The organism is Mesorhizobium wenxiniae, assembly GCF_002284535.1.
Taxonomy (GTDB): Bacteria; Pseudomonadota; Alphaproteobacteria; order Rhizobiales; family Rhizobiaceae; genus Mesorhizobium; species Mesorhizobium wenxiniae.
Genome location: NZ_NPKH01000023.1, coordinates 204859 through 230790, shown reverse-complemented (window position 1 = coordinate 230790; position 25932 = coordinate 204859). Strand labels below are relative to the sequence as shown.

Here is a 25932-nt window from a genome sequence, read left to right as displayed (position 1 = left end):
CTTATACCCCCTCCGCCATGATTTCGCGCCCGATCAGCCAGCGGCGGATTTCGCTGGTGCCGGCGCCGATCTCATAAAGCTTGGCGTCGCGCAGAAGCCGGCCGGTCGGATAGTCATTGATGTAGCCGTTGCCGCCCAGCAACTGAATGGCGTCGAGCGCCATCTGCGTCGCCTTCTCGGCAGCGAACAGCACGCAAGCGGCGGCGTCCTTGCGGCTCGTCTGGCCGCGGTCGCAAGCGGCGGCGACGGCATAGACATAGGCGCGCGCGGCATTCATCGCCGTATACATGTCGGCGAGTTTGCCCTGCACCAGCTGGAACTCGCCGATCGGCTGACCGAACTGCTTGCGCTCGTGCACATAGGGGATCGCCACATCGAGACACGCCGTCATCAACCCGAGCGGGCCGCCGGCGAGCACCGTGCGCTCGTAATCGAGGCCCGACATCAGCACCTCGACACCGCGCCCTTCCTCGTGAAGCACGTTGCCGAACGGCACTTCGACATTCTCAAACACAAGTTCGCCGGTGTTCGAGCCGCGCATGCCGAGCTTGTCGAGCTTTTGCGCGACGGAAAACCCGGCCATCGATTTTTCGACGATAAACGCGGTGATGCCGCGCGAATGGAGCTCCGGATCGGTCTTGGCGTAGACGACCAGTGTTTCGGCATCCGGGCCGTTGGTGATCCACATCTTGGTGCCGTTGAGAACGTAGCGGTCGTTGCGCTTTTCGGCGCGCAGTTTGAGCGATACGACGTCGGAGCCGGCGCCGGATTCCGACATTGCCAGCGCGCCGACCTTTTCGCCGGTGCATAGAGCGGGCAGATGTTTCTCCTTCTGCGCCGGCGTCGCCCAGCGATTGATCTGGTTGACGCAGAGGTTGGAATGGGCGCCGTAGGAGAGGCCGACCGAGGCCGAGGCGCGGGAAATCTCTTCCATAGCGACAACATGAGCGAGATAGCCCATGCCGGTGCCGCCGAAATCCGGATCGGCGGTGATGCCGAGCAGCCCGAGCCCGCCGAGCTCGGCCCACAGATGCGCCGGAAATTCGTTCGAACGGTCGATCTCGGCGGCGATCGGCGCGATCTTGTCCCGGGCGAAGCGCCGCACCAGGTCGCGCAACGCCTCGATGTCTTCGTCAAGCCCGAAGTTAAGTGTGTGCGTGTACATGCCGTTCCTCCCGGCGCATGACCCCGAAATCGAATTCGATTTTCGCGGTAGATCATGCGCAAAACCAAAATGCTACAACGTCCTTTGCTCGCCGGAAGGGGCTGCGACGCTGTAGGTCTTTGTCGCGCCGTGGGCCTTTGCTCCAACCAGGCGCATCGTCATTGAAAGATATGTGGCGGTTACCTCCGAGATCGATAGCCGCTCGCCCGGCCGGAACCAGACGATGACGCCGGTCATCATCTGGATCAGCGCCATGGCAGTCAGACCTGTGTCTTCGACGATGAAGTCGCCGGCCTCTGCGCCGTCGCGCAGAATGGCGCGCAGCTCCTTTTCATAGTTCGTGCGCAGGCGCAGGATCTGCGTCAGGCGATCATGCGAAAGGCTGCGCAATTCCATGTTCGAGACATGGGTGGAATGGCGGCGTTCGATGTGGAAGGCGACGTGGTTTTTGACATAGGCGGCGAGCCGCGTCGCCGGATCGGCCGCGGCCGGGCGCGCCGCTTCCCACGCCTCGATCAACCCTACCATGTGCTCGCGCATCAGCGTGAACAAGAGGTCTTCCTTGGTCGGGAAATAGCGGTAGAGCGCCCCCGCCTGCACGCCGACCTCGGCGGCCAGCTGGCGCATCGACATCGCCTCGTAGCCAAGACGCGCGACCAGGCTGACCGCCGCCTCACGGACCGCAGCTTCGGTCTTTTCCCCGTCCGAACCGGTCGTGCGCGCCATGGTCACCTGATCGAGAAGCGTGATAATAAAATGAACGTTCAATTAATTCAAGGGGTGTGAATCGAACATTCCGGCAGGCGAGACGGCGCAAGCCGCGCGGCTCTTTCTTCTCCCCTTGTGGGAGGAAGGTGGCCTCGCGAAGCGAGGTCGGATGAGGGGTGTTCCAGCTTGGCACCGCCGGCACTCCGTCCAACACCGGTCTCAGCGCTACGCGCCGATCCACCTTCTCCTACAAACAAGGGAAGAAGGAAGAGTGCCTTTCAGTTCCCCCGTGCCACCGCCAACGCGCCCGGAAGTTCCTCAGCAAAAATGTCGAGCTCATGGTCGAGGCCGACGCTGACCCGGATGCAGCGGTCGAGCACCGGCACCATCGGCTTGCGGATGAACACGTCGCGCGACAGCAGCGCCTGCAGCACGTTCAGCGCGAAGGCGCCGTCGCCGCCGCAGTCTATGGTGACGAAATTGGTCGCAGAGGGCAGCGGCTTCAGCCCGTTGGCCTCGGCGATCTCGGCGATTCGCCGGCGGCCGGCAGCGACCCGCGCCACCACGTTTTGGAGATAGTCCTGATCGGCAAGCGCCTCCACGCCGGCGATCTGCGCCATGCGGCTGACGCCGTAATGGTTGCGGATCTTCTCGAAATCGCGGATCACCTGGGCCTCGGCCACCGCATAGCCGCAGCGTATGCCGGCCAGCCCGTAGGCCTTCGAGAAGGTGCGCATGCGGATGACGTTCGGCTGCGCGACATCGATCGGCGGCAGCGCCGAGGCCGGGCCCAACTCGCCATAGGCCTCGTCGAGCACCAGCATTGTGGTCTCCGGCAGGGCTTCGATAAAGCGGATGAGTTCGGCCGCTTCCCACCAACTGCCCATCGGATTGTCCGGGTTGGACAGGTAGACCAGCGCCGCATTTTCCCTGGCGACCGCAGCCAATAGGCCGTCGAGGCTTTCCCGATCGTTCTCATAAGGAACCGCGACCAGCCGGCCGCCGACGCCGGCAATATGGAAAATGAAGGTCGGATAGGCGCCGAGCGAGGTGACCACCGCGTCGCCCGGCGCCACATACATGCGCGCCACCAGGCTGAGCAACCCGTCTATGCCTTCGCCGACCACCACGTTTTCGGCACTGACGCCAAGATGCGCAGCGACAGCTACCTTCAAATCGTGATTGTCGGGGTCGCAATACATCCACATGTCGCGGGCGAGGCCGGCCATGCGGGCGACGACGCGCGGCGAAGGGCCAAAGCTGCTCTCATTGGCGCCGATGCGGGCGCGAAACGCACGACCCCGACCACGTTCCTGTGCCTCCGGGCCGACAAACGGCACCGTCGAGGGAAGCGCACTGACGATCGACATGAGGGGAGGGCGCTGGCGCATGGCAAAGGCTCGTTCGAAAAGGGGCCTTCTTGCTAGCGCGGCACAGTTGGCCGCGCAAGCTCCCGCCTTGGCTGCAACCAGCATGCTGGATTTCCCCCGCTCTTTTTGCTAGCGAGATATTATGAACAATCGACTCCCACCTGCTTGGTCAAAGCACATCAAGCCCGGACCCGCGCCGAAAGCGAACGTGCCGATAGTGAAGCCTTTAGCGAGCCCGCAGAAAAGAAACGCCCAGTCGCGTGCGCAGGCCGACGACGCGCTGCTGAAACAGGCATATGCCTTTCAGCAGGCCAAGCGGCTCGACGAGGCTCAGGACCTATGCCTTCGGGTTCTGGCGCGCACGCCAAACCATCCGCTCGCCTTGTACATCTTGGGGACCGTATACTTGGGTTACGATGATGAGAGGGCCTTGCGATATTTCGCACGGGCGGTCGGCGAGGAACCTAAAAACCCCTACTACCACCTCAGCCTGGGCGAGGCCTATGTGAAGGTCAGCGAGTATTCGCACGCAATCAGGCATATGCAGTACGCCTTGGAACTGCAGCCCGGCCTTATCGAAGCACTTTGCGCATTGGGCCGCACCTACACGGCGTTTGACAAGCCCGACATGGCTTTGCCCCTTTACGAGAAGGCGCTGAAAATCAACCGCGATCATCCCAAGGTGCGAGCCGGGCTGGCCGGCGCGCTCAGCGGCTTAGGGCGTATGGATGAAGCCGCCGACTATCTGAAAGAAGCGATCGATCGCCGTATTGGGGTGCCGGCTGCCTACAACGACCTTGTACAGACACGAAAGTTCACCGAGGAGCCAGAGGAGCTCCAATCCATCCTTCGCGAACTCGGTAATCCGAAACTTGGTTCGGAAGCCGCGCAGCAACTCCATCTCGCCGCCGGCAAGGTGCTAAACGACATCAAGCGCTATGATGAGGCATTCGATCATTTCAACAGGGCGAAACAGGCCTCCGGCTACAAGTTCGACATCGACTTGTATCGTCGGTGGATCGATTCGATGATTGAAACCTTCACGCCGGACTTTTTGGCCGCCCGGGCCGGCTATGGAAATCCTTCCGAAGTGCCTGTGTTCGTGGTTGGCATGCCCCGCTCGGGAACGACGCTCACGGAGCAGATCTGCGCCAGCCATCCCGATGTCCATGGTGCAGGGGAGCTTAGCAAACTAAGGCGGGTCGCGAATGCGATCGGTCTGAAGACATCATCGGCTGGAGATTTGCACCAGCCAGTCATGTCGATCACGGAAGACCTGTCCAGAACGCTGGCCGAAGAGCATCTGTCCTATTTGCGGGAGCGGGCGCCTGCCGCACTTCGCGTCGTGGATAAGATGCCGCACAATTTTGAACTGATCGGCCTTATCGGGCTTCTCTTCCCCAACGCACGCATCATTCATTGCCGTCGTGACGCCATCGACAATTGCGTCTCCTGCTTTGTCCTCAATTTTAGCGAGGGGCACAGCTACAACACCGACCTGAAAACACTAGGCCTGTACTATCGCGAGTATGACCGCCTGATGCAGCATTGGAACAAGGTTTTTCCAGGCCTTATCTTCGAAAATCGCTACGAAACGCTGGTCGAGGACCAGGAAGCGCAGTCACGCCGCCTCATAGATTATCTCGGGCTGCCTTGGGATGACGCCTGCCTGCGCTTTTTCGATAGGGATGGTTCGGTCAACACGCCCAGTCGCTGGCAGGTTCGTCAGCCGATTTACAAATCGTCCGTCAAGCGCTGGAAGAATTATGAAAACGAAATTCAGCCGCTGATACAGTCGCTGGGCGATCTTGCAGAGATTTGACTTGAGGTCCGCGGTCCGCATTGCGTGGACCGCGGGGGTCGCAAGCGCATAGATTCGCGGGCCGATTTTTAGCGTGCGGCCGGCACCGGTCAGCATCCCTCTCTTCGTCATCCCAGGGTCTGCGCTGCGCTTCGCGTTCGCTCCGCCCTGGGATGACGAAGGCATGGTGGCTGATGGCTAATCGCCAGTGTTGGAGATTGGCGGCTGCAGGCCGATCGGCAGCGAATGTCGATAAGTCAGTGCCAAATCGCGCACATTGGACATTGGCTGAGGCATGGTGGCTGATGCCACTCGCCGGCGTTGAGATTTAGAAATTGAAGGCCGATCCGGCAAAGAACGACCATGGCCGGCATTGGCGGCGTCGTGCATCACGCAACGCGACAGCCACGCCGATACGAAAAAACCCGGCGGTTGCCCGCCGGGTTCGATTTCAGTCAAACGCTGCTGATTAGAACGAGCGCTGGAAGCGGAGCTGGCCGCCGAAGTTGTCGTCGTCATCGGCACCGGTCCAGTTGCTGACGCTCTCATCACCAAGATGGAAGTAGCTGGCTTCGGCCGTGATCGTCAGGCCGGGGACGATATCGTAGGCGATGTTGGCCACGACGCCGAGATTCTCGCCCTCGTCATACGAGATCTGGGTGTTGAACGAGGTCTTCTCGTTGATGGTGTAGGTACCACCGCCCCAGAGTGCCCAATTGCCGCTCCACAGCTTGTACATGCCGCGGCCGGCGGCGGGGAGTGCGAAGCCGCCATCCGTGTAGTTGTCGTCCGTGCCGTAGCCGGCCATGATGAACAGCGACAGGTTCTCCATCGGGGTGACGTCGAGGCGAACCTTGCCGGCCACTTCCTCATAGTTGCTGTCGTAAGCGATGACGCCGGTGATCGCGCCCCAGCCCTGCGTCCACTTCACGCCGCCGACCACATGCGGAACGTAGCTGTCGATCGTGAAGTCGCCATAACCTTGTTCGAGCGAGACGACGGCGGAGAAGCCGTTGCCGGCGTCGAAGTAGTACTGGACGACGTTGGTGTCGAAGCCGCCGTAGGGAACCAGCGTATCGTTCATGACATTGCCGGCGTAGCCGATGAACGTATCGAAGGCCGATTCGTCCTTACCGACGCGCAGCCCACCGAGCTGGATCCAGGCGAAGTTCAGCGAAACGCCTCTGTCGTAAGCTTCGTTGAGGTACGGAGATGTATCGCCTTGGGTGTTGCGGAAGTTGAAGCGGGTCTCGGTGTACGTCTTCAACGTGCCGAGCTCGGTTTCCTGGCCGGTCCAGGTCTTCAGCGCGAAGCGAGCACGCTTCCAGTAGGTATCCTGCTCGTCGCCGTCCTCGACGTCGACGGTACCCGCACCGGTGAATGTGCCGACGTCGCCGACGCCGATGTCGTAGCGGATATAGCCGCCGATGCGCAGGCAGGTCTCGGTGCCGGGGATGTAGAAATAGCCAGCGCCGTAGACGTCACAGATGCGGACGTATTCAGCGGGTTCCGGCTCGGCGACGACGACGGCGTCGGCGGCGCGCGCACCGGAAACTGCGACCAGTGCCGCAGCGGAGCCAAGAAGAAGGCTCTTGATGTTCATTTTCTGACCTCCAGTCAAAAGTTAAAAAACGGGTCTGGGTATTCTTTGCTGAAGGACAGCGTTCCCTGCCCCATCCCCACTACCGAAAAAGATGCGCACCGCGCCGCTCCTTCGAATTCGACATTACCCATGAGGCGGCGGCGTTCAACCACCATCGTATCGGCGAAAGGGCTGTGCAGGCGCTATCCCCCTGCCTTGTTGCACAAATGACACGATTTGGCCTCACTCGGAAAGCTCCCGTTAACCATTGAGCTATCGGAAACCCTTGGGCGAGACCTTTGCAATCCGGCCGATTCTGACAATTGCCCGCCGGAATTGCGACGATGTCGTGAGTCGCCGGCCGAGGGATTGCCGCAGAATCGCCGCATGGCGAAAGCGCCATTTGGCGGAAGCCGGTTTTTTCAATGATAATCGCGCCGGCTTGTTGATTGTGCCGGCGCTTTTCTTTATCCACCGGCGCAACGGAGAGGTGGCCGAGTGGTCGAAGGCGCTCCCCTGCTAAGGGAGTAGAGGTCAAAAGCTTCTCGTGGGTTCGAATCCCATCCTCTCCGCCATCCTGCTTCGCGCTGGGCGCTTCGCAGGATAACTTTCCGCGAAAGCAGGATGCGCTGCGGCACTGCCTCAAATAAATTCCTCAGTTCTCGAGCATTAGCTCGAGCCGATGCGTTGCTCGGCCCTATCAAGAAAATTGGCGATGGCGCCGGGCAGGCCGACGGTCTCGAGGAATGGCGCATGGCCCTGGCCCTCGACCGTAATCGTCTCGACACAAGGGTGACGCTTTCGCATCTGTTCGAGCGTCTCGGCGGAAAGCAGCTTCGAATTGGCGCCGCGGATGGCGAGCAAGGGTATGGCCGCCAGCGCCTCGAACTGCGGCCACAGATCTGCCAGTGGCTGAGTAAGATCGAGACCCGCCAGCGTATCGACCAGCTTCGGGTCGAAATCCGGCACCAACCCCTCATCCGTCTCTCGGTAGAGGGCCGATACCATCCGCTCCCAATCCGCCTCGGTCAGAGCTGGAAAGTCGCTGCTATGCGCGCCGCACTGGGCGCCGATCGCCTCGGCATGGGTTTTCGGCTTTGGTGTCTGCTCGAGATAGGAGCGGATATAGGCGAAACCGCTAGCCTCGACCACTGGGCCGATGTCGTTGAGGACGACGGCTTTAAGGACGGCCGGCCGCATCGTGCCGAGCACATGGATGATCAGCCCGCCACGCGACGTTCCGATGAACGCCGCCGCCTCGATGCTCAGCGCCGCCAACCCGGCGAGGATATCACCGGCTTCAACGCCGATATTGTAATGGCCGATATCGGGGTCGTAGGCGGATTGCCCGCGCCCGCGGTAGTCGAAAGCGACAATTTTTCGCGAACCTTCCGCCCGTCGCGACAGGTGCAGCGCCAGCTCATGAAAATCGCGGCAATTGCGGGTCAGGCCAGGCAGGCAGACGACCGGCCAGTGTTCGGAATTCGCTTCGCCGTAGACACGGGCGTGAAGTTGCAGCCCGTCCGGCGAGGCGTAGAAGAAATCGGAAAAACCCTGGTCGCTGGGCATCTAGACGTGGTTCCTCGCTGCTGCCGGATAGTCTCCGACTGCTACAGGCGAGGGAAGGTGCGGTCAAATCGGGAAGGCGGACCGGCGAAACTGCCGATCTCCCCCTCGTGAGGGAGATTGGCCGTCATCGACGCATTCGCCAATCTCGAACGCCGTCGACGCTCCTCAACTCCGCCCGTTCACCAAATCTCCAACGATATCGTACTTGCCGGAAATGCGCATCTTATAGACTTCGTAATTCTCCATCACGCGCTGGACGTAACTTCTTGTTTCCGTATAAGGAATCCGCTCGATCCAGTCGACTACTGAGTCGATGTCCTTGCCGCGCGGATCGCCAAATCTAGCCACCCACTGGGCGGCGCGGTTGGGGCCGGCATTGTAGCCGGCGAAGGTCAGGACATAGGAACCGTCGAAGCGGCCGAGCTGCTCGCCGAGGAAGGCGGCGCCCAGCGTCGCATTGTAGCCGGCGTCGGTGGTCAGCCGCGCCTGCGAGAACGTCATCCCGGCCTTCTTCGCCAATTGCCTGGCGGTCCCCGGCATCAGCTGCAGCAGCCCGCGCGCGCCGGCGCTGGAGACGGCGCCGATATTGAATTCGCTTTCCTGGCGAGCGATCGCATAGGCCAGCGCCTTGCCGGAGCCGGAAATGTTGGCGGTGGCGGGAATGACGCCGAGCGGATGCGACAGCGCGCCGACATCGATGCCGCGCGCGCCGGCGATCTTGCCGATTTTCAGCGCCAGAAAATGGTTGCCCTGCTTTTCCGCCATAGCGGCGAGCAACGCCAGCTCTCCGGGACTGGTCAACTGCCCGGCGAGGTCGCGGTAAAGCGTGTCGGCGTAGCGCTCATAGCCCGCCTCCTGCAGCCGCTTGATGGCGCTGACCGCCTCGCGATTGGCGAAATTCCGCTGATCGGCGGCGCTCGGCTGCGGATGGGCGATGTTGAGGACCTGCCGGCCGACGCGCTCGCCGGCGAGCTGGCCGTAGAAGGTCGTGCCGTAACCAGCGGCACGGGTGAAATTATCCTTCGCACTGCCGGGACCGCCGGCTTCGGCCGCACGGCCGAGCCAGTAATAGGCGCGCGACAGCGAGATCGGCCCCTGGGCGAGATCGGCGATCCGCGCGAAATGCCTGGCAGCGGTGTTGGGCTCATTGAGGCCGCGCAGCGCGTACCAGCCGGCATGAAACTCCGCATCCGCCGCGTTGGCAGCACTTTCGGTGGCGTGTGCTGCGACTATTTTGTAGGCGGTCTTCATGTCGCCCTGGTCGACCAGTTCGCGCGACAGCACCCGGCGCTCGGCCCACCAGGCATCCGGATCGATCAGTGCGCTGCGGTCGCTCGGCGCCTTCATCATCACTGCGGCGGCGTCGGAAAACTTCTGCTGCTTGCGTAGATATTGGGCTTGCGCGAAGAAATAGCCGGCCGAACGCTGCGCAGCGGGCACCGCCTTCAGCAGTTTGGCCGCTTTCTTGTCGCCCCTGTCCGCCGCTGCCCAGGCATCGGCCAGCTGTTGGGCGCCGGCAAGGCCGGCGACGCGCAGCGCGGAATTGACCCGGTCGGCATAGAACATGCGCTCCATGCGAAAGCTGTGGTCGGCAGCGGCGATGAGCTTGCCGAATTCCCAGATGATCGCCGCTTCGTCCTTGGCTTCCAGTTTCTCAGTGCGCCAGAAAGGCGACAGCACCGAGCGCGCTGCCTCGACGTTGCCCTGCGACACATAGGAGCGGGCGAGGATCACCACGCCCTCGACTGTTTGTGGCTGGCTGCCGCCGAAAGCCTTCACCACGGTCTCAGGCGCGGGATTTTCGCGATAGAGCGCACGCTCGCTGTTTTTGCGCAAGGCGATCAAGCCCGGCCAGTTCGGCAGCATTTTCGCAGCATCGGCGATGTCGCCGCTTGGCACCTTGTCGCCGCCGTAGAGTGCGATCGCCCAGGCAAGGATGTGCCGGTCGAGCGAATTGACCGGCAGGGTTTCGCGCGCTTGAAGCGCACCGGCAATGTCGTTTGCCGCCAGCGCATCGAGGCCGCTTTTCAGCCTGGCGACACTGACGGATGGAGATCCCGTATCGTGCAGGCCCGTATCCTGCAGGTTTGGTATCGGTATGGCCGACGTGACCTGCACATCGATCTTGCCCGCGGCCACAAGGCTCGGCGTCAGCAGGAGAATTGCGCCAAGCAGCGCAAAAAAATGAGGCTGCCTGGTCGGCATGGTCTTCATCATTTCCTGTCTACACATTACCAACAGGCACAGATCAACCGAAGCCTAGTTGGCTGTGATGAAGAGCCCGTAAACAACGCTATCGAGGCCTTTCAAATTGCGCTTGCTGGCATTACCACCATGCTTGCCGCGCAACAGTGTCGAGACTATGGTGCGCCGCTTCGCTTTCGGCTAGAAGGCGCGCACGACAAAACACCTACAGCGCCGTGCGTCGTCTCAGACGCGCAAAGGACGCTGTAGCACTTTAAATTTGGCGCATGATCCCCCGCGAAAATCGACTCCGATTTTCGGGGTCATGCGCTAGTCCCAGGGAGTTGGACGACATGCTGAGAGGCTCGCTTACCGCGCTCGTGACACCGTTCGAAAAGAGCGGCCGTTTCGATGAGAAAGCCTTTCGCGCTCTCGTTGCCTGGCAGATCGCCGAAGGCACGAGCGGTCTGGTTCCGGTCGGCACCACCGGCGAGTCGCCGACGCTGTCGCATGACGAGCACCGCCACGTAGTCAAAGTGTGCATCGAGGTCGCCAAGGGCCGCGCTCCGGTCGTCGCCGGTGCCGGCTCCAACAACACCGAGGAGGCGGTTGGCCTGGTGCAATATGCCGAGAAGGCGGGCGCCGACGCTGCACTCGTCGTCACGCCTTACTACAACAAGCCGACGCAGCGCGGTCTCTACGCGCATTTCGCCGCCGTCGCCAAAGCGACCAGCCTGCCGATCATCATCTACAACATTCCGCCGCGCTCGGTGATCGACATGACGCCCGAAACGATGGGCGAGCTGGTGCGTGACTTCAGGAACATCATCGGCGTCAAGGATGCCACCGGCAAGGTCGAGCGGGTTTCCGAGCAGCGCGCGACCTGCGGCAAGGATTTCATCCAGCTTTCCGGCGAGGATGCCTCGGCGCTCGGCTTCAACGCCCATGGCGGCGTCGGCTGCATCTCGGTGACGGCGAATGTCGCGCCGCGGCTGTGCGCCGAATTCCAGGAGGCGACGCTTTCCGGTGAGAACGCCAAGGCGCTGGACTTGCAGGACCGGTTGCTGCCGCTGCACAAGGCGATTTTCCTGGAGCCCGGCGTGTCCGGCGCGAAATATGCGCTGTCAAAGCTCGGCAAGGTCGAGAACGTGCTGCGTTCACCGCTGGTCACCGTCGAGCAGTCGACCGCCGAGAACATCGATGCGGCCATGAAGCACGCCGGCTTGATTAATTAGGGATGAGGCGCCACCTCTCCGCATCATGAATCAAGTCAGAAAAGCCGATCCCAACAACAAGACCGTTGCGGAAAACCGCAAGGCGCGGTTTTCCTATGAGGTGCTCGACACGATCGAGGCCGGCCTGGTGCTGACCGGCACCGAGGTGAAATCGCTGCGCCAGGGCCAGGCCAACATCCAGGACTCTTACGCCTCGGTCGAGGGCGGTGAGATCTGGCTGATCAACTCCTATCTGCCGGAATATCTGCAAGCCAACCGCTTCAACCACGAGCCGCGCCGGCGCCGCAAACTCCTGCTCAACAAGCGCGAGATGGCCAAGCTGTCGCAGAGTGTCGATCGCGAAGGCATGACGCTGGTGCCGCTAAAAATCTATTTCAACGACCAGGGCCGGGCCAAGCTGCTGCTTGCCGTTGGCCGCGGCAAGAAACTGCACGACAAGCGCGAAACCGAAAAGCAGCGCGACTGGTCGCGCGAGAAGGGCCGGCTGCTGAAGGAGCGTGGGTAGGCTGGGAGCCACTCTTTTGAAGGACCGGATGAAGAACCGGATCGTCCTTTGGGGTGCGGCCAGCCTGATCCTGGCGTGCCTCGTCGCGGCCGGCGGCTATTTCTACCTCCGTCCGTTTTCTCCGGATCGCGGCAAGTATCCGGTCAGGGGCATCGACGTTTCCCATCACCAGCGGCAGATCGACTGGCAGCGTGTTGCCGCCGACGATGTTGCCTTCGCCGTCATCAAGGCAACTGAGGGCGGCGACCACGTCGATAATGCCTTCGACGCCAATCTGCGCGAGGCCCGCGCTGCTGGTTTGGCAGTCGGTGCCTATCATTTCTTCACCTTCTGCAGGCCTGGCGCCGATCAGGCGAAGAATTTCATCTCCGTCGTGCCGCGCGATCAACCGCTGCTGCCGCCGGTGGTGGATATCGAATTCGTCGGCAATTGTCCGCGGCGGCCATCGCCCGAAGAATTGAATGTCGAACTCTCGGCTTTCCTCGGCCCTGTCGAGGCAGCTTTCGGCAAAACGGCGATCCTCTATGTGACCGACGAGGCCGCACGGGCCTACGCCGGCCAGATCGTCGGTCGCCCGCTCTGGGTTCGTTCACTGGCGCTGTGGCCAGGTCATGACGACTGGATCTATTGGCAGTACCACGACAGCGGTCGCGTCGACGGCGTCAGCGGCGATGTCGATCTGAATGTCCTTCAGGGCGGGCAGGAGAAATTGGCCGAGCTGTTTGCGCCTCCGCCCGAATCTAGCTCTTGAGAAACGCCGCTATATCCCTGAAGACGTTGACAAACATCGCTTCCGTGAGCACGCCGGTGTTGGTGTTGTAGCGCGAGCAGTGATAGCTGGAAAATAGCGTCACGCCATTGGTTTGCTGCTGCTCGCCATGCTTGAACGGATAAGCAGCAACACGTTGGCCGAGCGCCCGCACCGTCGACTGGTGCGCGATCGAGCCCAGCGCCAGCACGGCGCGCAGGTTCTTGAACCGCGCGATCGTCGGCACCAGGAACGTCCGGCAGGTGGCAATCTCGGCGCCGACCGGCTTGTTGTCCGGCGGCACGCAGCGCACCGCATTGGTGATCGCCGTGCCGACAAGCTCCAGCCCGTCATCGGGCCGCGCCTTGAATTGGCCGCGCGCAAAGCCGTGCGCGATCAGCGTGTTGTAGAGGAGGTCGCCGGCATAGTCGCCGGTAAAGGGACGTCCGGTGCGGTTTGCACCGCGCAGGCCCGGCGCCAGTCCGACGATCAGCAGCCGCACCGCATCCTCGCCCTCGGGCGGAAGGAAGGTCGGCACCGGCGCATTGAACCAGGACGGCTCGCGCTGCCGCCATTGCGCGATAAAATCGTGCAGCCGCGGGCAGAGCGGGCAGTCGCGATCGGGCTCGGGGGAGGCGACCAAGGGGGCGGTCAAGACCCCCGCCGTCAAAAATCGTCCTCGTCGACTTCAGCCGGCTCGGGCCGGCGCACCGGCCGCTCGGAGGGATCACGGCCGACTTCGTTCTTCAGCGTCGTCAGATCGATGAAATGGTCGGCCTGGCGGCGCAGGTCGTCGGAGATCATCGGCGGCTGCGACGCCATGGTCGAGACGATCGACACCTTGCGCCCGCGCCGCTGCAGCGCCTCGACCAGTGTGCGGAAATCGCCGTCGCCGGAAAAGATGACATAGTGGTCGACGACATCGGCAAGTTCCAACGCATCGACGGTCAACTCGATGTCCATATTGCCCTTAATCTTGCGGCGGCCGGTCGAGTCGGTGAATTCCTTGGCCGGCTTTGTTACTACCTTGAAACCGTTGTAATCGAGCCAGTCGATCAGCGGCCGGATCGAGGAGTATTCCTGATCCTCGACCAGCGCGGTGTAGTAGTATGCACGCAGCAGGTAGCCGCGCTTCTGGAAGCTCGACAAAAGCCTGCGGTAGTCGATATCGAAGCCGAGCGCGCGCGACGTGGCGTAAAGATTGGCACCGTCGATGAAAAGAGCGATTTTCTCACGAGGGTCGAACATGGAAATATTCCTTTTCGAAAATAAGCGGTCGTCTAAATGCGCGTGCCTATCGGTCGGCTTGAAATAACCGGCTGACCTTCGTCATTCGAGATAACGCCGGTTTTACGGCAATCCAAGGGTATGATGCTGTATAGCAAGCAATTGTGATCGGTGCCGTATCGTCGCAGGCGGCGCCCCCAGACTCGCCTTGGCCCGGCCTTAGTCCGCCCCTGACCTGGCCCCGGACTTGGCCCCAGACCTGAGATTGCCAAAAAGCTTGTATTTTGGCGACGTCCGGGTTATGGACCGCGCCTGTTTTCCATCAAATCCAGGCATGAAAGGGGCAGCTCATGGCCCGCGTAACCGTTGAAGATTGCATCGACAAGGTCGACAACCGCTTCGAGCTCGTGCTTCTGGCCGGCCATCGCGCCCGTCAGATCAGCCAGGGCGCGCAGATTACCGTCCCTCGTGACAACGACAAGAATCCGGTCATCGCGCTGCGCGAGATCGCCGAGGAGACATTGTCGCCCGACGACCTCAAGGAAGATCTGATCCACTCGCTGCAGAAGCATGTCGAGGTCGACGAGCCGGAAGCCGATGGCGAGGCGATCGCCGACCAGACCGGTACCGCCGCTGCGGCAACCGATGCCGACGACACCGAGGACAACATCACCTTCGACCGCATGACCGAGGAAGATCTCCTGGCCGGCATCGAAGGTCTGGTGCCGCCGGAAAAAAGCGACGACTATTGATCTTCGCAACGGCTGCCGACACTTTCGCGTCGGCGGTTTCGTGGTTATCTATGACATGCGCCGTACGCCAGTGCGGCGCATGATTCGTTTCAGCACTGCGAGATCCCGCCCATGATGCGTCAGTATGAGCTTGTCGAGCGCGTCCAGCGCTACAAGCCTGACGTCAACGAGGCGCTGCTCAACAAGGCCTATGTCTACGCCATGCAGAAGCATGGTCACCAGAAGCGCGCCTCCGGCGATCCCTATTTCTCGCATCCGCTCGAAGTCGCCGCCATCCTCACCGAAATGCACATGGATGAGGCGACCATCGCGGTTGCCCTGCTGCACGACACGATCGAGGACACCACGGCGACCAGGGCCGAGATCGACGAGCTGTTCGGTCCGGAAATGGGCAAGTTGGTCGAAGGCTTGACCAAGCTGAAGAAACTCGACCTCGTCTCCAAGAAGGCCGAGCAGGCGGAAAACCTGCGAAAGCTCTTGCTGGCGATCTCGGAAGACGTTCGCGTGCTGCTGGTCAAGCTCGCCGACCGCTTGCACAACATGCGCACTCTCGACCATGTGCCCGAAGCCAAGCGCCTGCGCATCGCCGAGGAAACGATGGATATCTATGCGCCGCTTGCCGGGCGCATGGGCATGCAAGGCATGCGCGAGGAGCTCGAGGAGATCGCCTTCCGCTTCATCAATCCGGAAGCCTACCGCGCCGTCACCGCGCGGCTCGCCGAAATCTTCGAACGCAACAAGGATGTGCTGTCCGAGATCGAAAGGGCGCTGTCCACGCTGTTCGAGAAATATGCGATCAAGGCCGAGGTCAAGAGCCGCCAGAAGAAGCCGTGGTCTGTGTTCCGCAAGATGGAGGCCAAGGCGCTGTCCTTCGAGCAGCTATCCGACATTTTCGGCTTTCGCGTCGTCGTCGATACCGTCGAGGACTGCTACCGGGCGCTCGGCGCCATCCACTCGACATGGTCGATGGTGCCAGGCCGCTTCAAGGACTACATCTCGACTCCGAAGCAGAACGACTACCGTTCGATCCACACCACCATCGTCGGACCGTCGCGCCAGCGCGTCGAGTTGCAGATCCGCACCTATCAGATGAACAAGATTGCCGAATATGGCGTTGCCGCGCATTCGATCTACAAGGACAGCGGCGGCAAGATGAACGGCACTGCCCACGCGATCTCGAAGGAGACCAACGCCTATGCCTGGCTGCGGCGCACCATCGAGCAGCTTGCCGAAGGCGACAATCCCGAGGACTTCCTCGAAAACACCAAGCTGGAGCTGTTCCAGGACCAGGTGTTCTGCTTCACGCCCAAAGGCATGCTGATCGCGCTGCCGCGCGGCGCCACGCCGATCGACTTCGCCTACGCCGTGCACACCGATGTCGGCGACACCTGCGTCGGCGCCAAGGTCAACGGTCGCATCATGCCGCTGATGACCGAGCTGAAGAATGGCGATGAAGTCGAGATCATCCGCTCCAAAGCGCAGGTGCCCCCGGCGGCGTGGGAGTCGGTCGTCGTCACCGGCAAGGCGCGCTCGGCGATCCGCCGCGCCACCAAGAATGCCATCCGCAAGCAGTATTCGGGTCTCGGTATCCGCATACTGGAACGCGCCTTCGAACGATCCGGAAAGATCTTTACCAAGGAGAGCCTGAAGTCGGTGCTGCATCGGCTGGCGCGCAAGGACATCGAGGATGTGCTGGCCTCTGTCGGCCGCGGCGAACTTGCCTCCACCGATGTCATGAAGGCGGTGTTTCCCGACTACAAGGACGAGCGCGTCACGCTGGCCGCGCCCAAGCAGCGCGAGGAGGGCTGGTCGAAGATCCGCAACGCCGCCGGCATGCTGTTCCAGATTCCGGGCCGCGCGGCACGCAAGGACAAGGACCAGCCAAAGGACGGCGCCGTGCCGATCCGCGGCGTCCGCGGCGACCTGCCGGTGCGCTTCGCGCCGGAAGGTGCTGTCCCCGGCGACCGCATCGTCGGCATCGTGCAGCCGGGAACCGGCATCACAATCTATCCGATCCAGTCGCCGGCGCTGCAGGCTTTCGACGACCAGCCCGAACGCTGGATCGACGTGCGCTGGGACATAGACGAGCGCACCAAGGAGCGGTTTCCGGCGCGAGTCTCGGTCACCGCCATCAACGCGCCGGGTTCACTGGCCGACATTGCGCAGGTCGTTGCATCCAACGACGCCAACATCCATACATTGTCGATGGTGCGCACCGCGCCCGATTTCACCGAAATGCTGATCGATCTCGAAGTCTGGGACCTGAAGCACCTGAACCGGCTGCTGTCGCAGCTCAAGGACAATTCGAGCGTCAGCGATGCGCGACGCGTGAACGGCTAGAAATCATCAGCGTGCTGGAGACAAGGCAGAGATGAACACCGACGAAGTGCTGCGCATTTTCCGTGAAGCCGGTGCCGTTCTCGAAGGGCATTTCATCCTGACGTCGGGCTTGCGAAGCCCGGTCTTCCTGCAGAAGGCGCGGGTCTTCATGCATGCCGACAAGACCGAGCGCCTGTGCAAGGCACTGGCCGAGAAGATCCGCGCTGCTGTGTCCGGCAGGATCGATTATGTCGTCGGTCCGGCGATCGGCGGGCTGATCCCGGCCTACGAGACCTCGCGCCATCTTGGCGCGCCGGCGATCTGGGTCGAGCGGGAAGGGGGCGAGTTCAGGCTCCGCCGCTTCGAGATCGCCAAGGGTTCGCGCGTCGTCATCGTCGAGGACATCGTCACCACCGGCCTGTCGATCCGCGAGACCGTTGACTGCCTGCGCGCGCTTGGCGCCGAGGTCGTTGCCGCTGCCTGCATCATCGACCGCTCGGCCGGCAAGGCCGATGTCGGCGTGCCGCTGATCGCGCTCGCCGAATACGAGGTTCCGGCCTACCCAGCCGACAGGCTGCCGCCCGAGCTCGCCGCCATACCGGCCATCAAACCTGGCAGCCGCAATATCTGATGGATCGCCCAAAAGTGCGCAGCGGTTTTGGGACAACGACATGCATAAAACAACGTTAACTGAGGCGCAGCCGTGATTGCAGGCATCGATCATTTCGTGCTGACGGTTCGCTCCGTCGAAGACACCTGCGCCTTCTATCAGCGCGTGCTCGGCTTCAGGCGCCTCGACGAGCCGGACCGGCCGACGGCGCTGCTGTTTGGAACGCAAAAGATCAATGTGCATGACGTCGGGCGCACCTTCGAGCCCAAGGCCAAGGCGCCGACTCCGGGCTCCGCGGATTTCTGCCTGGTCGCCGCTCGTCCGCTCTCGGAGATATGCGCCAGCCTGGCGGCCAACGGCGTTGGCGTTGAAGTCGGGCCGGTCGAGCGGATCGGCGCCCGTGGCCCGATGATGTCGGTCTATTTCCGCGACCCGGACGGCAATCTCGTCGAGGTCAGCGAGTATGGGCCGTAGATAGCTGGAGTTGCTGCCGATTCTGCGGCGAACTCTCCTCTCAAATCCGTCGCGATTACACTGTGTCCGGAGTGGCGAAACGCCAGTCCCGCAGGCGACAGCAGCGGACGGCATGCAGCTACGGTTGTTCTGCGGCCAGCGTATCGCTATATCAAGGTCGTTGTTGCCTTTCGACGGCCGCAAAGCGCAAAATGTAGCTGTCGGGCCGGCCCGGGATGGTCGGAGCGGCAGCTTTGGATATCAGGACAGGAACAGAGTGCTTTTTCGACGCCGCAAGCCTGACGGTTTTCTCGAGCGGATGTGTATCTATCTGTGGCCACGCCGCTCTTTCTCGCGCTCGCTGCGTCTGGCGGACAGAGCTGGAACCGCCGGACGGGAAGTTCCCGCCGAATGATCATTGGCATCGGCAGCGACCTGATCGATATCAGACGCATCGAAAAATCGCTGGAGCGCCATGGCCAGCGCTTCATCCAGCGCATCTACACCGAGGTCGAACAGGCCCGCTCCGAAAACCGCGGCGCCCGCGCCGCCTCCTATGCCAAGCGCTTCGCCGCCAAGGAAGCCTGCGCCAAGGCGCTGGGCACCGGTATGGCGCAAGGGGTGTTCTGGCGCGACATGGGCGTCGTCAACCTGGCCAGCGGCAAGCCGACCATAGCGTTGACCGGCGGGGCGGCGGCGCAGCTGGACAAAATCCTGCCTGAAGGCCACAGAGCGGCGATCCACCTCACCATCACCGACGATTTTCCGCTTGCTCAAGCCTTTGTGATCATCGAGGCGTTGCCCGTCGAAGAAGCGCCATATTGATTGCATCTGACCACCGGCATGACGTTGCCCAGCGCGCGCCGAGACTCTATACCAACCAACGCATAATCGAGGACGACATGAGCGTGGCTGAAAAATCTCAGAAGAAATCCGGCGGGCTTGGCGAAACCGTCAGCGTCATCGTCCAGGCGCTTTTGCTCGCTCTGGTCATCCGCACGCTCCTTTTTCAGCCATTCTCTATCCCGTCAGGGTCGATGCGGCCGACCTTGCTCGAAGGCGACTACCTCTTCGTCACCAAGTGGTCCTATGGCTTCTCGCGCTATTCGCTGCCGTTCGGGCCGGACCTCTTTTCGGGCCGCATCTGGGGCGCCGAGCCGAAGCGCGGCGACGTGGCGGTGTTCAAGTTCCCGCCGGACCCCTCCGTCGACTACATCAAGCGCGTCGTCGGCCTGCCGGGTGACAAGATCCAGGTCAAGGATGGCCAGCTGTTCATCAACGGCGTCGGCGTGCCGCGCCAGAAGGTCGGGCAGATCGACAATCGCGACATCACCGAGAAGAGCGGGCCGGTCGACGTCTATCGCGAGACATTGCCGAACGGTGTCAGCTATGACACGCTCGACCTGATACCCAACTCGATCGGTGACAACACCCAGGAATTCGACGTGCCGCCCGGCCACTATTTCATGATGGGCGATAACAGAGACAATTCCTCGGACAGCCGCTTCACCGTCGGTTTCGTGCCCGACGACAATCTCGTTGGCCGCGCCAACCTCATCTTCTTCTCGATCGGTGGCAGCGCCAGTCCGCTCGAAATCTGGAAATGGCCGTCGCTGATGCGCGCGTCGCGCCTGCTCCATTTCGTCAATTAGGATCATGGCGGCGACAAAACGGCTGACCATCGACGCGCTCGCCGAAGCGCTCATGCAGCGCACCGGCCACGCCTTTGCCGACCGCCAGCGCCTGCAGCGCGCGCTGACCCATGCCAGCGCCCGCAGCAGCCATGCCGGCATCGACTATGAGCGTTTCGAATTCCTGGGCGACCGCGTCCTCGGCCTGGTCGTCGCCGACATGCTTCTGGCGGCGTATCCGGACGCTGCCGAAGGTGAGCTGTCGCTCCGGCTCAACGCGCTGGTCAATGCCGAGGTGCTGGCGGAGATCGCCGAGGAGATCGGCCTGCCGGAGCTGATCCGTGCCGGCTCGGACGTACGCGGCGTGGACGGGCGCAAGCGCGTCAATCTGCGGGCTGATGCGCTGGAATCGCTCATTGCCGTGCTTTATCTCGACGGCGGGCTGGAGGCGGCCCGCGCCTTCATCCACAAATACTGGCGGCCGCGCTCGCAGGCCATCGGTGCCGCCCGCCGCGATGCCAAGACCGAACTGCAGGAATGGGCGCATCAGGCCGCAGGCGCCGTGCCGGTCTACATAATTGACAGCCGCGAGGGACCGGACCACGATCCGCTGTTCACCGTCAGCGTCAAGGTCGGCGCCTTTCTGCCGGCGACCGGCAGCGGGCGCTCCAAGCGCGAGGCGGAGCAAGCCGCCGCTACTGCACTGCTGTTGCGCGAAGGCGTCTGGCTAAACAAGGGGAGCGCGGCATGACCGCCACCGAAGACGTTCCGCCGGCAGCAGAAGCCACCACCACGCACTCTGGCTTCGTCGCGTTGATCGGCGCGCCCAATGCGGGAAAATCGACGCTGGTCAACCAACTGGTCGGCGCCAAGGTGTCGATCGTCACCCACAAGGTGCAGACGACGCGCGCCATCGTGCGCGGCATTGCCATCCACAATAACGCACAGATCGTCTTCGTCGACACGCCGGGCATCTTCAAGCCGAAGCGGCGGTTGGACACGGCGATGGTGACGACCGCCTGGGGCGGCGCCAAGGACGCCGACATCGTGCTGTTGCTGATCGACGCCGAGCGCGGCATCAGGGGCGACGCCGATGCCATCCTGGAACGGCTGAAGGATGTGCGGCAGCCGATGGTGCTGATCCTCAACAAGGTCGACCGGGTCAAGCCCGAGGCGCTGCTGGCCCTGTCGGCGGCAGCCAACGAAAAAGTGCCCTTCAAGCGCACTTTCATGGTCTCGGCGCTAACCGGGTCGGGCTGCAAGGACCTGCTCGACTATCTCTCGGAAACCCTGCCTACCGGCCCCTGGTATTACCCGGAAGACCAGATCTCCGATCTGCCAATGCGTCAGCTGGCGGCCGAGATCACCCGCGAAAAGCTCTATCTCAGGCTGCATCAGGAACTGCCCTATTCCTCCCACATCGAGACCGAGAAATGGAAGGAGAAGAAGGACGGCTCGGTGCGCATCGACCAGACCATCTATGTCGAGCGTGACAGCCAGAAGAAGATCGTGCTCGGCCACAAGGGCGAGACGATCCGTGCCATCGGCCAGGCGGCACGCATGGAAATATCCGGTATCCTCGAACAGAAGGTGCATCTTTTCCTGTTCGTCAAGGTGCGCGAGAACTGGGGCGACGACCCCGAACGCTATCGCGAGATGGGGCTGGAGTTTCCATATTAACGTCACTATCGACACAGCTCTCCTGAGCCGGTTGGTCGCCACGCAATTTCCCTGCCGAGTGCTTGCCGATCACCAGCGCGCGGCCCAAAAACCCAATCTTGATTTCGCCATCGAAGCGGTGACAAGCTCCGTTCATGGAATGGCGCGACGAGGGAATCATTCTCGGCACCCGCAAGCATGGCGAAACCAGCGCCATTCTTGAGGTCATGACTCGTGCGCATGGCCGCCACCTCGGCCTTGTGCGCGGCGGCCGCTCGCGCAAGCAGCAGCCCGTTCTGCAGCCCGGCAACCGTGTCGACCTGTTGTGGCGGGCGCGGCTCGACGAACATCTTGGCACCTTTCAGGCCGAAGCGATCGAGATGAACGCCGCCCGGCTCATGGACAGCGCCGTCGCCATCTATGGGCTGCAAACCATGGCTGCGCATCTGCGCCTGCTGCCCGAGCGCGACGCTCATGGCGGCCTCTACGAGACGTTGGCCGTGATGATCGCCCACCTCGACGATACGGACGCCGCCGGCGAGCTGGTGGCGCGCTTCGAGTTGCTGATTCTCGACGAACTCGGCTTCGGCCTCGATCTCAGCCAGTGTGCTGCGACCGGCGCCAGGCAGGACCTTGCCTATGTCTCGCCGAAATCCGGGCGCGCCGTGTCACGCGCCGCAGGCGCGCCTTGGCGCGACAAGATGCTGGTGCTCCCCGCATTCCTGCAGCGCGGCTCCGGCCTGCGCGCCGATCCGGCGGCGATCGAGGATGCCTTCCGGCTGACCGGCTTCTTTTTTACCCGCCATGTCTACGAGCCGCGCGGGATCGAGGCGCCCGGTGCCCGCGCCGGCTTCCTCGCCGCCGTGCGCAAGCACCACGCGGCGGGCAAGGAGATTGGCGCCGAGAACGCCGCCGGAGAAAACATTACATGAGCGAAGTGGAACTCTATCCCGGCCGGGTCTCGCGGCTCGGCCTCGGCACCATTCCGCACGGCGACATCTCTAGATATACCGGCCTGGAATTGCTCTAGCGCATCATCGACAACAAATACCCGGCGCCGACGATTTCGTTCCAGCTCAGTTTCGACCTGACCGAAGTGTCGGAAGGACGCGCGGTGTTCCGCGGCATGCCGAACGAGCGCTATCTCAATCCGCTGGGTGGGTGCATGGCGGCTGGGCCGCGACGCTCGGATTCGGCTCTTGCCTGCGGGGTGCAAACGCTGCTCGACAAGGGCGAGGTCTATACGACGGCGGAGTTCAAGGTGAACCTGACACGGCCGATCACGCGAAGACCGGCGAGGTGGTGTGCGAGGGCAGGGTGGTGCACAAGGGCCGCACATTGGCGGTTTCGGAAGCAACGCTGAAGGATGCCAACGGCAAGCTGCTGGCTTTCGGCGCCGAAACGTGCTCGATCTTTCCGGCCGCCAATCTGGCGGCGCGCTGACTGCCGCATGACCCGAAATCGAATAGATTTTCGGAAAGGATCATGCGGAAAATTAAGGCGCTACAGCGTCCTTTGCGCGTCCGAAAGGACGCGCGGCGCTGTAGTGTGGCCGTCTGCCGCCGTATTTGTCAGTAACTACTGGCTTGGTTTGGGGGAACCGCCATGTTCGAAAGCCTGATCGGCCTAGTCGCGATCATCGCGCTATTCGTCATTATCTCGCGCCAGCAGAGCCGCATCGGCCTGATCGAGCGCGAACTTGGTGCGCTGCGCAGCCTCGTGCTTTCGGGCGCGCATGTGGCCCCGCCGCAGGCCAAGCCGGTAGAACCGGCCGCAAACGACAGCAAGCCAGCAGACGCGGCAGTTGGGGCCGTGACTGATATTGTCCCGTCATCGGCGGGCGAGGCTGAGGAAAAGCCGTCCACAGAGGTTGAGGCCGCGGAGATTGCATCCGGACCGTGGGCTGCGGGCGAAGCGGCGCCGGCTGGATCTGCACCAGCGCAACCGGCCGCCGTGACGGCGAAAGCGACGCAAAAACCCGACATCGAAACGGCGCTCGGCACCCGATGGGCGGTCTGGGTCGGCGGCATTGCGCTGGCGCTGGGCGGCCTGTTCCTGATCCGCTACACCATCGAGGCCGGCATTTTCGGTCCCGGCGTGCGGCTGAGCATGGCAGCAATGCTCGGGCTGGTGCTGGTCGCCGTTGGCGAGTTCATCCGCCGCACCGGCTTCACGGTGCCGGTGCAGGGCGTCGCCGGCGCCTATATTCCGGCGATCCTGACGGCGGCCGGTGCTTTCATCCTGTTCGGCACGGTTTATGCCGCGCATGGCGTTTACGGCTTCATCGGGCCGGCGCTCGCCTTCACGCTGCTCGGCGCCATCGGTGTGGCGACTATCGCGGCCGCCCTCGTCCACGGCCAGGCGCTGGCCGGCATCGGCCTGCTCGGCGCGGTGGTGACGCCGATGCTGCTCGCCTCGCAGGCGCCGAATCCTTGGGCGCTGTTCGGCTATTTGGCGATCGTGCTCGCCGCCACCGGCGTCATCGCACGCCTGCGCGACTGGAAATTGCTGATGGCGGCAGCGTTCGTCGGCACCGGCCTCTGGACCATTCTTTACATGACTGATGCGCCGGGCACGAACCTGCCTGTCATCCTCTTCATCAATGCGGTGACCCTGGCCGTGCTCGCCTTCGTCTGGCTCGGCCGTCGCGGTGGCGAAGCAGAGCCCGCCAGGGGCTTCGACTGGCCGTCGATCGCACCTGGCTTCTTCGTCGGCCTTTCGGCGATGGCGCTGTTCGTCGACCCGGCATTCGCTGCCGGCGATGCTCTGCCGGGAGCAGCCCTTATCGCAGCCCTGGTCGCGATAGCGCTCTACCGGCCGCTGGCGCTGGCGCTTCTGCACGCCGCAGGGCTGGCGACGGTGCTGGTCTATCTCGGCATCATTCCGCCAGCCTCCGTCGCTTCAGACTTTTCAGGTGGCGTTCTCGACGTCGAAGGTCTGCCGGCTGCAGTTGCCGATACGCTGATGCTCAGGATCGGTATCTTTCTTGGACTTATGTTTATCGGCGCCGGATTCTGGGCTGCGCGCAAATCTGCCGCATCGGCTCACATCCGAGCCGCCTCATGGGCGGCATGGGGCATTGTCGCACCGCTGGTCATTCTGTTGGCGCTCTGGTTCACTTTCGGCAATCTCGACCGCGATCTTGTCTACGCGGCGTTTGCAGCCCTTCTGGTCGTGGTCTTCGCCACCGGCGGCGAGTGGATCGCGCGCGGTGAGGAGCCGCCGCTAAGGGGCGGTGCTGCCGTCTCGTTCGCGCTTGGTGGGGCAGCAGTCGCCGCCTTGCTGATGATCTACATGGCTTTTGGGTCCGGCTGGACCACCATCCTGCTGGGTGCCGCGGCCATTGTGCCGGCGCTGGCCACCCGCTGGCGCGCCTATCCGGTGCTCGGCTGGATTTCGGTCGGCGCGGTCATTGCCGTACTCGGCCGCGTCGCCTTCGATCCGACAATCGTCGGCGCCGAATTCCTGTCGACGACGCCGGTATTCAACTGGCTGATGCCGGGATACGGCGTTCCGGCGCTCGCCTTTGGCTTTGCAGCGTGGCAGCTCGCCCGCACCACCAATGGCCGGCCGCGCCTCGCTATGGAAGCGGGCGCAGCACTGTTTGCGCTGCTCACGATTGCCATATTGGTGCGCCACGCCATGCATGGCGGCGTCATCGACACGGGTGCTGCGACACTCGCCGAACAGGCGATCTACACGCTGATCGCCATCGGCGCCGGCGCGATCCTGGTCGCCATCGACATGCGCTCGCCAAGCTCGGTGCTGCGCTATGGTTCGCTTGCCGCGGGTGTTGTCTCGGTCGCCTTCATCGTCATCCAGCATTTCCTGGCGCTGAACCCGCTGTTTACGGACGAATCGACCGGCGAGATCCCGGTGTTCAACCTTTTGTTTCTCGCCTATCTCTTGCCGGCCGTGGCTGCTGGGGGGCTCGCGCTCTATGCCAGAGACAAGCGGCCGAAATGGTATGCCGCGATGCTGGCGCTGGTGGCGGCACTGCTCGCTTTCGTCTATGCGACGCTGTCGGTGAGGCGGCTGTTCAAGGGCGAGTTCATCGGCCTGTGGAGCGGCCTTGGCCAGCTTGAAACCTACACCTATTCCGCGCTGTGGCTGATCATTGGTGTGGCGCTGCTTACCGCCGGCGTCTGGCTCAAGTCGCAGGTGCTGCGCATCGCGTCGGCCGCGCTGATCTCGGTCGCCGTGTTGAAGGTCTTCCTCTTCGACATGTCGGAACTGGAAGGCGTGCTGAGGGCGCTGTCCTTCATCGGCCTCGGCGCGGTGCTGATCGGCATCGGCCTGTTCTACCAGCGGCTGCTGACTAGAGCGGCGAGGGAAAAGCTTCAGACGAGCAATAGCTAACAGTTTTCAATTTAACCGGGAATAGATCGCCCGCCGGCCGCGTTATCTTGTTGCT

Annotated in this window: 25 protein-coding genes, 1 tRNA gene and 1 pseudogene; 18 read left to right on the top strand and 9 right to left on the bottom strand. The window is 62.6% G+C overall.

All coding sequences use genetic code 11. The features are described from left to right. Position 1: 1 nt before the first annotated feature. The 3 genes from CIT31_RS17620 to CIT31_RS17610 all read right to left on the bottom strand — a co-directional run bounded on the left by CIT31_RS17620 (position 2) and on the right by CIT31_RS17610 (position 3264). Positions 2-1165 (bottom strand): isovaleryl-CoA dehydrogenase, encoded by a 1164-nt coding sequence (locus tag CIT31_RS17620; RefSeq protein ID WP_095519656.1) that lies wholly within the window; start codon positions 1163-1165, stop codon positions 2-4. A gap of 72 nt (positions 1166-1237) precedes the next feature. Next, positions 1238-1891 (bottom strand): TetR/AcrR family transcriptional regulator, encoded by a 654-nt coding sequence (locus CIT31_RS17615; RefSeq protein WP_095519920.1) that lies wholly within the window; start codon positions 1889-1891, stop codon positions 1238-1240. Positions 1892-2151: 260 nt separating this feature from the next. Then, a complete protein-coding gene (locus tag CIT31_RS17610) occupies positions 2152-3264 on the bottom strand; it encodes a pyridoxal phosphate-dependent aminotransferase (protein ID WP_095519655.1) in 1113 nt (370 codons plus the stop codon). 121 nt (positions 3265-3385) lie between these two features. On the opposite strand from CIT31_RS17610, the gene CIT31_RS17605 reads away from it, so the two are divergent. Then, positions 3386-5065 (top strand): tetratricopeptide repeat-containing sulfotransferase family protein, encoded by a 1680-nt coding sequence (locus tag CIT31_RS17605; RefSeq protein WP_095519654.1) that lies wholly within the window; start codon positions 3386-3388, stop codon positions 5063-5065. Positions 5066-5242: 177 nt separating this feature from the next. Here the strand turns inward: CIT31_RS17605 and CIT31_RS33870 are convergent, their stop codons facing one another. Beyond that, on the bottom strand, positions 5243-5503 hold the full coding sequence (locus CIT31_RS33870) for a hypothetical protein (RefSeq protein WP_133116180.1): 261 nt from the start codon (positions 5501-5503) through the stop codon (positions 5243-5245). Between the two features lie 10 nt (positions 5504-5513). Next, positions 5514-6647, bottom strand: coding sequence for a porin (locus CIT31_RS17600; protein WP_095519653.1), 1134 nt, complete (start codon positions 6645-6647; stop codon positions 5514-5516). Between the two features lie 265 nt (positions 6648-6912). On the opposite strand from CIT31_RS17600, the gene CIT31_RS17595 reads away from it, so the two are divergent. Next, the gene (locus CIT31_RS17595) at positions 6913-7149 is read left to right on the top strand and encodes a hypothetical protein (RefSeq protein WP_133116179.1); all 237 of its coding nucleotides are present in this window, start codon (positions 6913-6915) and stop codon (positions 7147-7149) included. Next, positions 7111-7201: transfer RNA gene (locus CIT31_RS17590), tRNA-Ser, on the top strand. The genes CIT31_RS17595 and CIT31_RS17590 overlap by 39 nt, the downstream gene beginning before the upstream one ends. Positions 7202-7295: 94 nt before the next feature. Here the strand turns inward: CIT31_RS17590 and CIT31_RS17585 are convergent. Further along, complete coding sequence (locus CIT31_RS17585; RefSeq protein ID WP_095519651.1) at positions 7296-8195, bottom strand: alpha/beta fold hydrolase; 900 nt, start codon at positions 8193-8195, stop codon at positions 7296-7298. A gap of 165 nt (positions 8196-8360) precedes the next feature. After that, the gene (locus CIT31_RS17580; RefSeq protein WP_095519919.1) at positions 8361-10400 is read right to left on the bottom strand and encodes a lytic transglycosylase domain-containing protein; all 2040 of its coding nucleotides are present in this window, start codon (positions 10398-10400) and stop codon (positions 8361-8363) included. Positions 10401-10732: 332 nt separating this feature from the next. On the opposite strand from CIT31_RS17580, the gene dapA reads away from it, so the two are divergent. Genes dapA through CIT31_RS17565 form a run of 3 tightly spaced genes read left to right on the top strand, consistent with a single transcriptional unit; the run spans position 10733 to position 12870 of the window. Next, the gene (gene dapA, locus CIT31_RS17575; RefSeq protein WP_095519918.1) at positions 10733-11614 is read left to right on the top strand and encodes a 4-hydroxy-tetrahydrodipicolinate synthase; all 882 of its coding nucleotides are present in this window, start codon (positions 10733-10735) and stop codon (positions 11612-11614) included. A 25-nt stretch (positions 11615-11639) separates the two neighbouring features. After that, a complete protein-coding gene (gene smpB / locus CIT31_RS17570) occupies positions 11640-12119 on the top strand; it encodes an SsrA-binding protein SmpB (RefSeq protein WP_006202221.1) in 480 nt (159 codons plus the stop codon). A 28-nt stretch (positions 12120-12147) separates the two neighbouring features. After that, complete coding sequence (locus CIT31_RS17565; protein WP_095519650.1) at positions 12148-12870, top strand: glycoside hydrolase family 25 protein; 723 nt, start codon at positions 12148-12150, stop codon at positions 12868-12870. Here the strand turns inward: CIT31_RS17565 and CIT31_RS17560 are convergent. Next, positions 12860-13522: a uracil-DNA glycosylase gene (locus CIT31_RS17560; protein ID WP_165778486.1), complete on the bottom strand. Its 663-nt coding sequence runs from the start codon at positions 13520-13522 to the stop codon at positions 12860-12862. The genes CIT31_RS17565 and CIT31_RS17560 overlap by 11 nt on opposite strands. An 11-nt stretch (positions 13523-13533) precedes the next feature. Continuing rightward, complete coding sequence (locus CIT31_RS17555; protein WP_095519648.1) at positions 13534-14115, bottom strand: LabA-like NYN domain-containing protein; 582 nt, start codon at positions 14113-14115, stop codon at positions 13534-13536. Positions 14116-14444: 329 nt separating this feature from the next. Here CIT31_RS17555 and rpoZ point away from each other — a divergent pair, with 329 nt between their 5' ends. The 12 genes and pseudogenes from rpoZ to CIT31_RS17500 all read left to right on the top strand — a co-directional run bounded on the left by rpoZ (position 14445) and on the right by CIT31_RS17500 (position 25877). Further along, positions 14445-14846, top strand: a complete 402-nt coding sequence (gene rpoZ / locus CIT31_RS17550; protein ID WP_029354482.1) for a DNA-directed RNA polymerase subunit omega — start codon at positions 14445-14447, stop codon at positions 14844-14846. 111 nt (positions 14847-14957) lie between these two features. Then, positions 14958-17186 carry a RelA/SpoT family protein gene (locus CIT31_RS17545; protein WP_065009812.1) on the top strand — a complete coding sequence of 743 codons (2229 nt, stop codon included), beginning with the start codon at positions 14958-14960 and terminating at the stop codon, positions 17184-17186. A 31-nt stretch (positions 17187-17217) separates the two neighbouring features. Then, positions 17218-17796, top strand: a complete 579-nt coding sequence (gene pyrE, locus CIT31_RS17540; RefSeq protein WP_095519647.1) for an orotate phosphoribosyltransferase — start codon at positions 17218-17220, stop codon at positions 17794-17796. A 72-nt stretch (positions 17797-17868) separates the two neighbouring features. Further along, a complete protein-coding gene (locus CIT31_RS17535) occupies positions 17869-18249 on the top strand; it encodes a VOC family protein (protein ID WP_065009813.1) in 381 nt (126 codons plus the stop codon). Between the two features lie 256 nt (positions 18250-18505). Continuing rightward, a pseudogene (locus tag CIT31_RS35210) lies at positions 18506-18595 on the top strand (DUF2062 domain-containing protein); the annotation flags it as partial. Between the two features lie 44 nt (positions 18596-18639). Next, positions 18640-19053 carry a holo-ACP synthase gene (acpS, locus tag CIT31_RS17530; protein WP_029354476.1) on the top strand — a complete coding sequence of 138 codons (414 nt, stop codon included), beginning with the start codon at positions 18640-18642 and terminating at the stop codon, positions 19051-19053. Positions 19054-19130: 77 nt separating this feature from the next. After that, complete coding sequence (lepB, locus tag CIT31_RS17525; RefSeq protein ID WP_065009855.1) at positions 19131-19880, top strand: signal peptidase I; 750 nt, start codon at positions 19131-19133, stop codon at positions 19878-19880. 4 nt (positions 19881-19884) lie between these two features. After that, positions 19885-20610 carry a ribonuclease III gene (gene rnc, locus CIT31_RS17520; RefSeq protein ID WP_095519646.1) on the top strand — a complete coding sequence of 242 codons (726 nt, stop codon included), beginning with the start codon at positions 19885-19887 and terminating at the stop codon, positions 20608-20610. Further along, on the top strand, positions 20607-21539 hold the full coding sequence (era, locus tag CIT31_RS17515) for a GTPase Era (protein ID WP_095519645.1): 933 nt from the start codon (positions 20607-20609) through the stop codon (positions 21537-21539). The genes rnc and era overlap by 4 nt, the downstream gene beginning before the upstream one ends. Before the next feature lie 134 nt (positions 21540-21673). Further along, positions 21674-22450, top strand: coding sequence for a DNA repair protein RecO (gene recO, locus CIT31_RS17510; RefSeq protein WP_095519644.1), 777 nt, complete (start codon positions 21674-21676; stop codon positions 22448-22450). A gap of 370 nt (positions 22451-22820) precedes the next feature. Then, positions 22821-22961 carry a hotdog family protein gene (locus tag CIT31_RS35205; RefSeq protein WP_245316355.1) on the top strand — a complete coding sequence of 47 codons (141 nt, stop codon included), beginning with the start codon at positions 22821-22823 and terminating at the stop codon, positions 22959-22961. 162 nt (positions 22962-23123) lie between these two features. Next, on the top strand, positions 23124-25877 hold the full coding sequence (locus tag CIT31_RS17500; protein WP_095519643.1) for a DUF2339 domain-containing protein: 2754 nt from the start codon (positions 23124-23126) through the stop codon (positions 25875-25877). Positions 25878-25932 lie beyond the last annotated feature (55 nt).

Excerpts from the sequence above, each read along its gene's own strand:
- CIT31_RS17620 (WP_095519656.1), bottom strand. The coding sequence starts at position 1,165 with ATGTACACGCACACACTTAACTTCGGGCTTGACGAAGACATCGAGGCG.
- CIT31_RS17615 (WP_095519920.1), bottom strand. The coding sequence starts at position 1,891 with ATGGCGCGCACGACCGGTTCGGACGGGGAAAAGACCGAAGCTGCGGTC.
- CIT31_RS17610 (WP_095519655.1), bottom strand. The coding sequence starts at position 3,264 with ATGCGCCAGCGCCCTCCCCTCATGTCGATCGTCAGTGCGCTTCCCTCG.
- CIT31_RS17605 (WP_095519654.1), top strand. The coding sequence starts at position 3,386 with ATGAACAATCGACTCCCACCTGCTTGGTCAAAGCACATCAAGCCCGGA.
- CIT31_RS17600 (WP_095519653.1), bottom strand. The coding sequence starts at position 6,647 with ATGAACATCAAGAGCCTTCTTCTTGGCTCCGCTGCGGCACTGGTCGCA.
- CIT31_RS17585 (WP_095519651.1), bottom strand. The coding sequence starts at position 8,195 with ATGCCCAGCGACCAGGGTTTTTCCGATTTCTTCTACGCCTCGCCGGAC.
- CIT31_RS17580 (WP_095519919.1), bottom strand. The coding sequence starts at position 10,400 with ATGCCGACCAGGCAGCCTCATTTTTTTGCGCTGCTTGGCGCAATTCTC.
- dapA (WP_095519918.1), top strand. The coding sequence starts at position 10,733 with ATGCTGAGAGGCTCGCTTACCGCGCTCGTGACACCGTTCGAAAAGAGC.
- smpB (WP_006202221.1), top strand. The coding sequence starts at position 11,640 with ATGAATCAAGTCAGAAAAGCCGATCCCAACAACAAGACCGTTGCGGAA.
- CIT31_RS17565 (WP_095519650.1), top strand. The coding sequence starts at position 12,148 with ATGAAGAACCGGATCGTCCTTTGGGGTGCGGCCAGCCTGATCCTGGCG.
- CIT31_RS17555 (WP_095519648.1), bottom strand. The coding sequence starts at position 14,115 with ATGTTCGACCCTCGTGAGAAAATCGCTCTTTTCATCGACGGTGCCAAT.
- rpoZ (WP_029354482.1), top strand. The coding sequence starts at position 14,445 with ATGGCCCGCGTAACCGTTGAAGATTGCATCGACAAGGTCGACAACCGC.
- CIT31_RS17545 (WP_065009812.1), top strand. The coding sequence starts at position 14,958 with ATGATGCGTCAGTATGAGCTTGTCGAGCGCGTCCAGCGCTACAAGCCT.
- pyrE (WP_095519647.1), top strand. The coding sequence starts at position 17,218 with ATGAACACCGACGAAGTGCTGCGCATTTTCCGTGAAGCCGGTGCCGTT.
- acpS (WP_029354476.1), top strand. The coding sequence starts at position 18,640 with ATGATCATTGGCATCGGCAGCGACCTGATCGATATCAGACGCATCGAA.
- lepB (WP_065009855.1), top strand. The coding sequence starts at position 19,131 with ATGAGCGTGGCTGAAAAATCTCAGAAGAAATCCGGCGGGCTTGGCGAA.
- rnc (WP_095519646.1), top strand. The coding sequence starts at position 19,885 with ATGGCGGCGACAAAACGGCTGACCATCGACGCGCTCGCCGAAGCGCTC.
- era (WP_095519645.1), top strand. The coding sequence starts at position 20,607 with ATGACCGCCACCGAAGACGTTCCGCCGGCAGCAGAAGCCACCACCACG.
- recO (WP_095519644.1), top strand. The coding sequence starts at position 21,674 with ATGGAATGGCGCGACGAGGGAATCATTCTCGGCACCCGCAAGCATGGC.
- CIT31_RS17500 (WP_095519643.1), top strand. The coding sequence starts at position 23,124 with ATGTTCGAAAGCCTGATCGGCCTAGTCGCGATCATCGCGCTATTCGTC.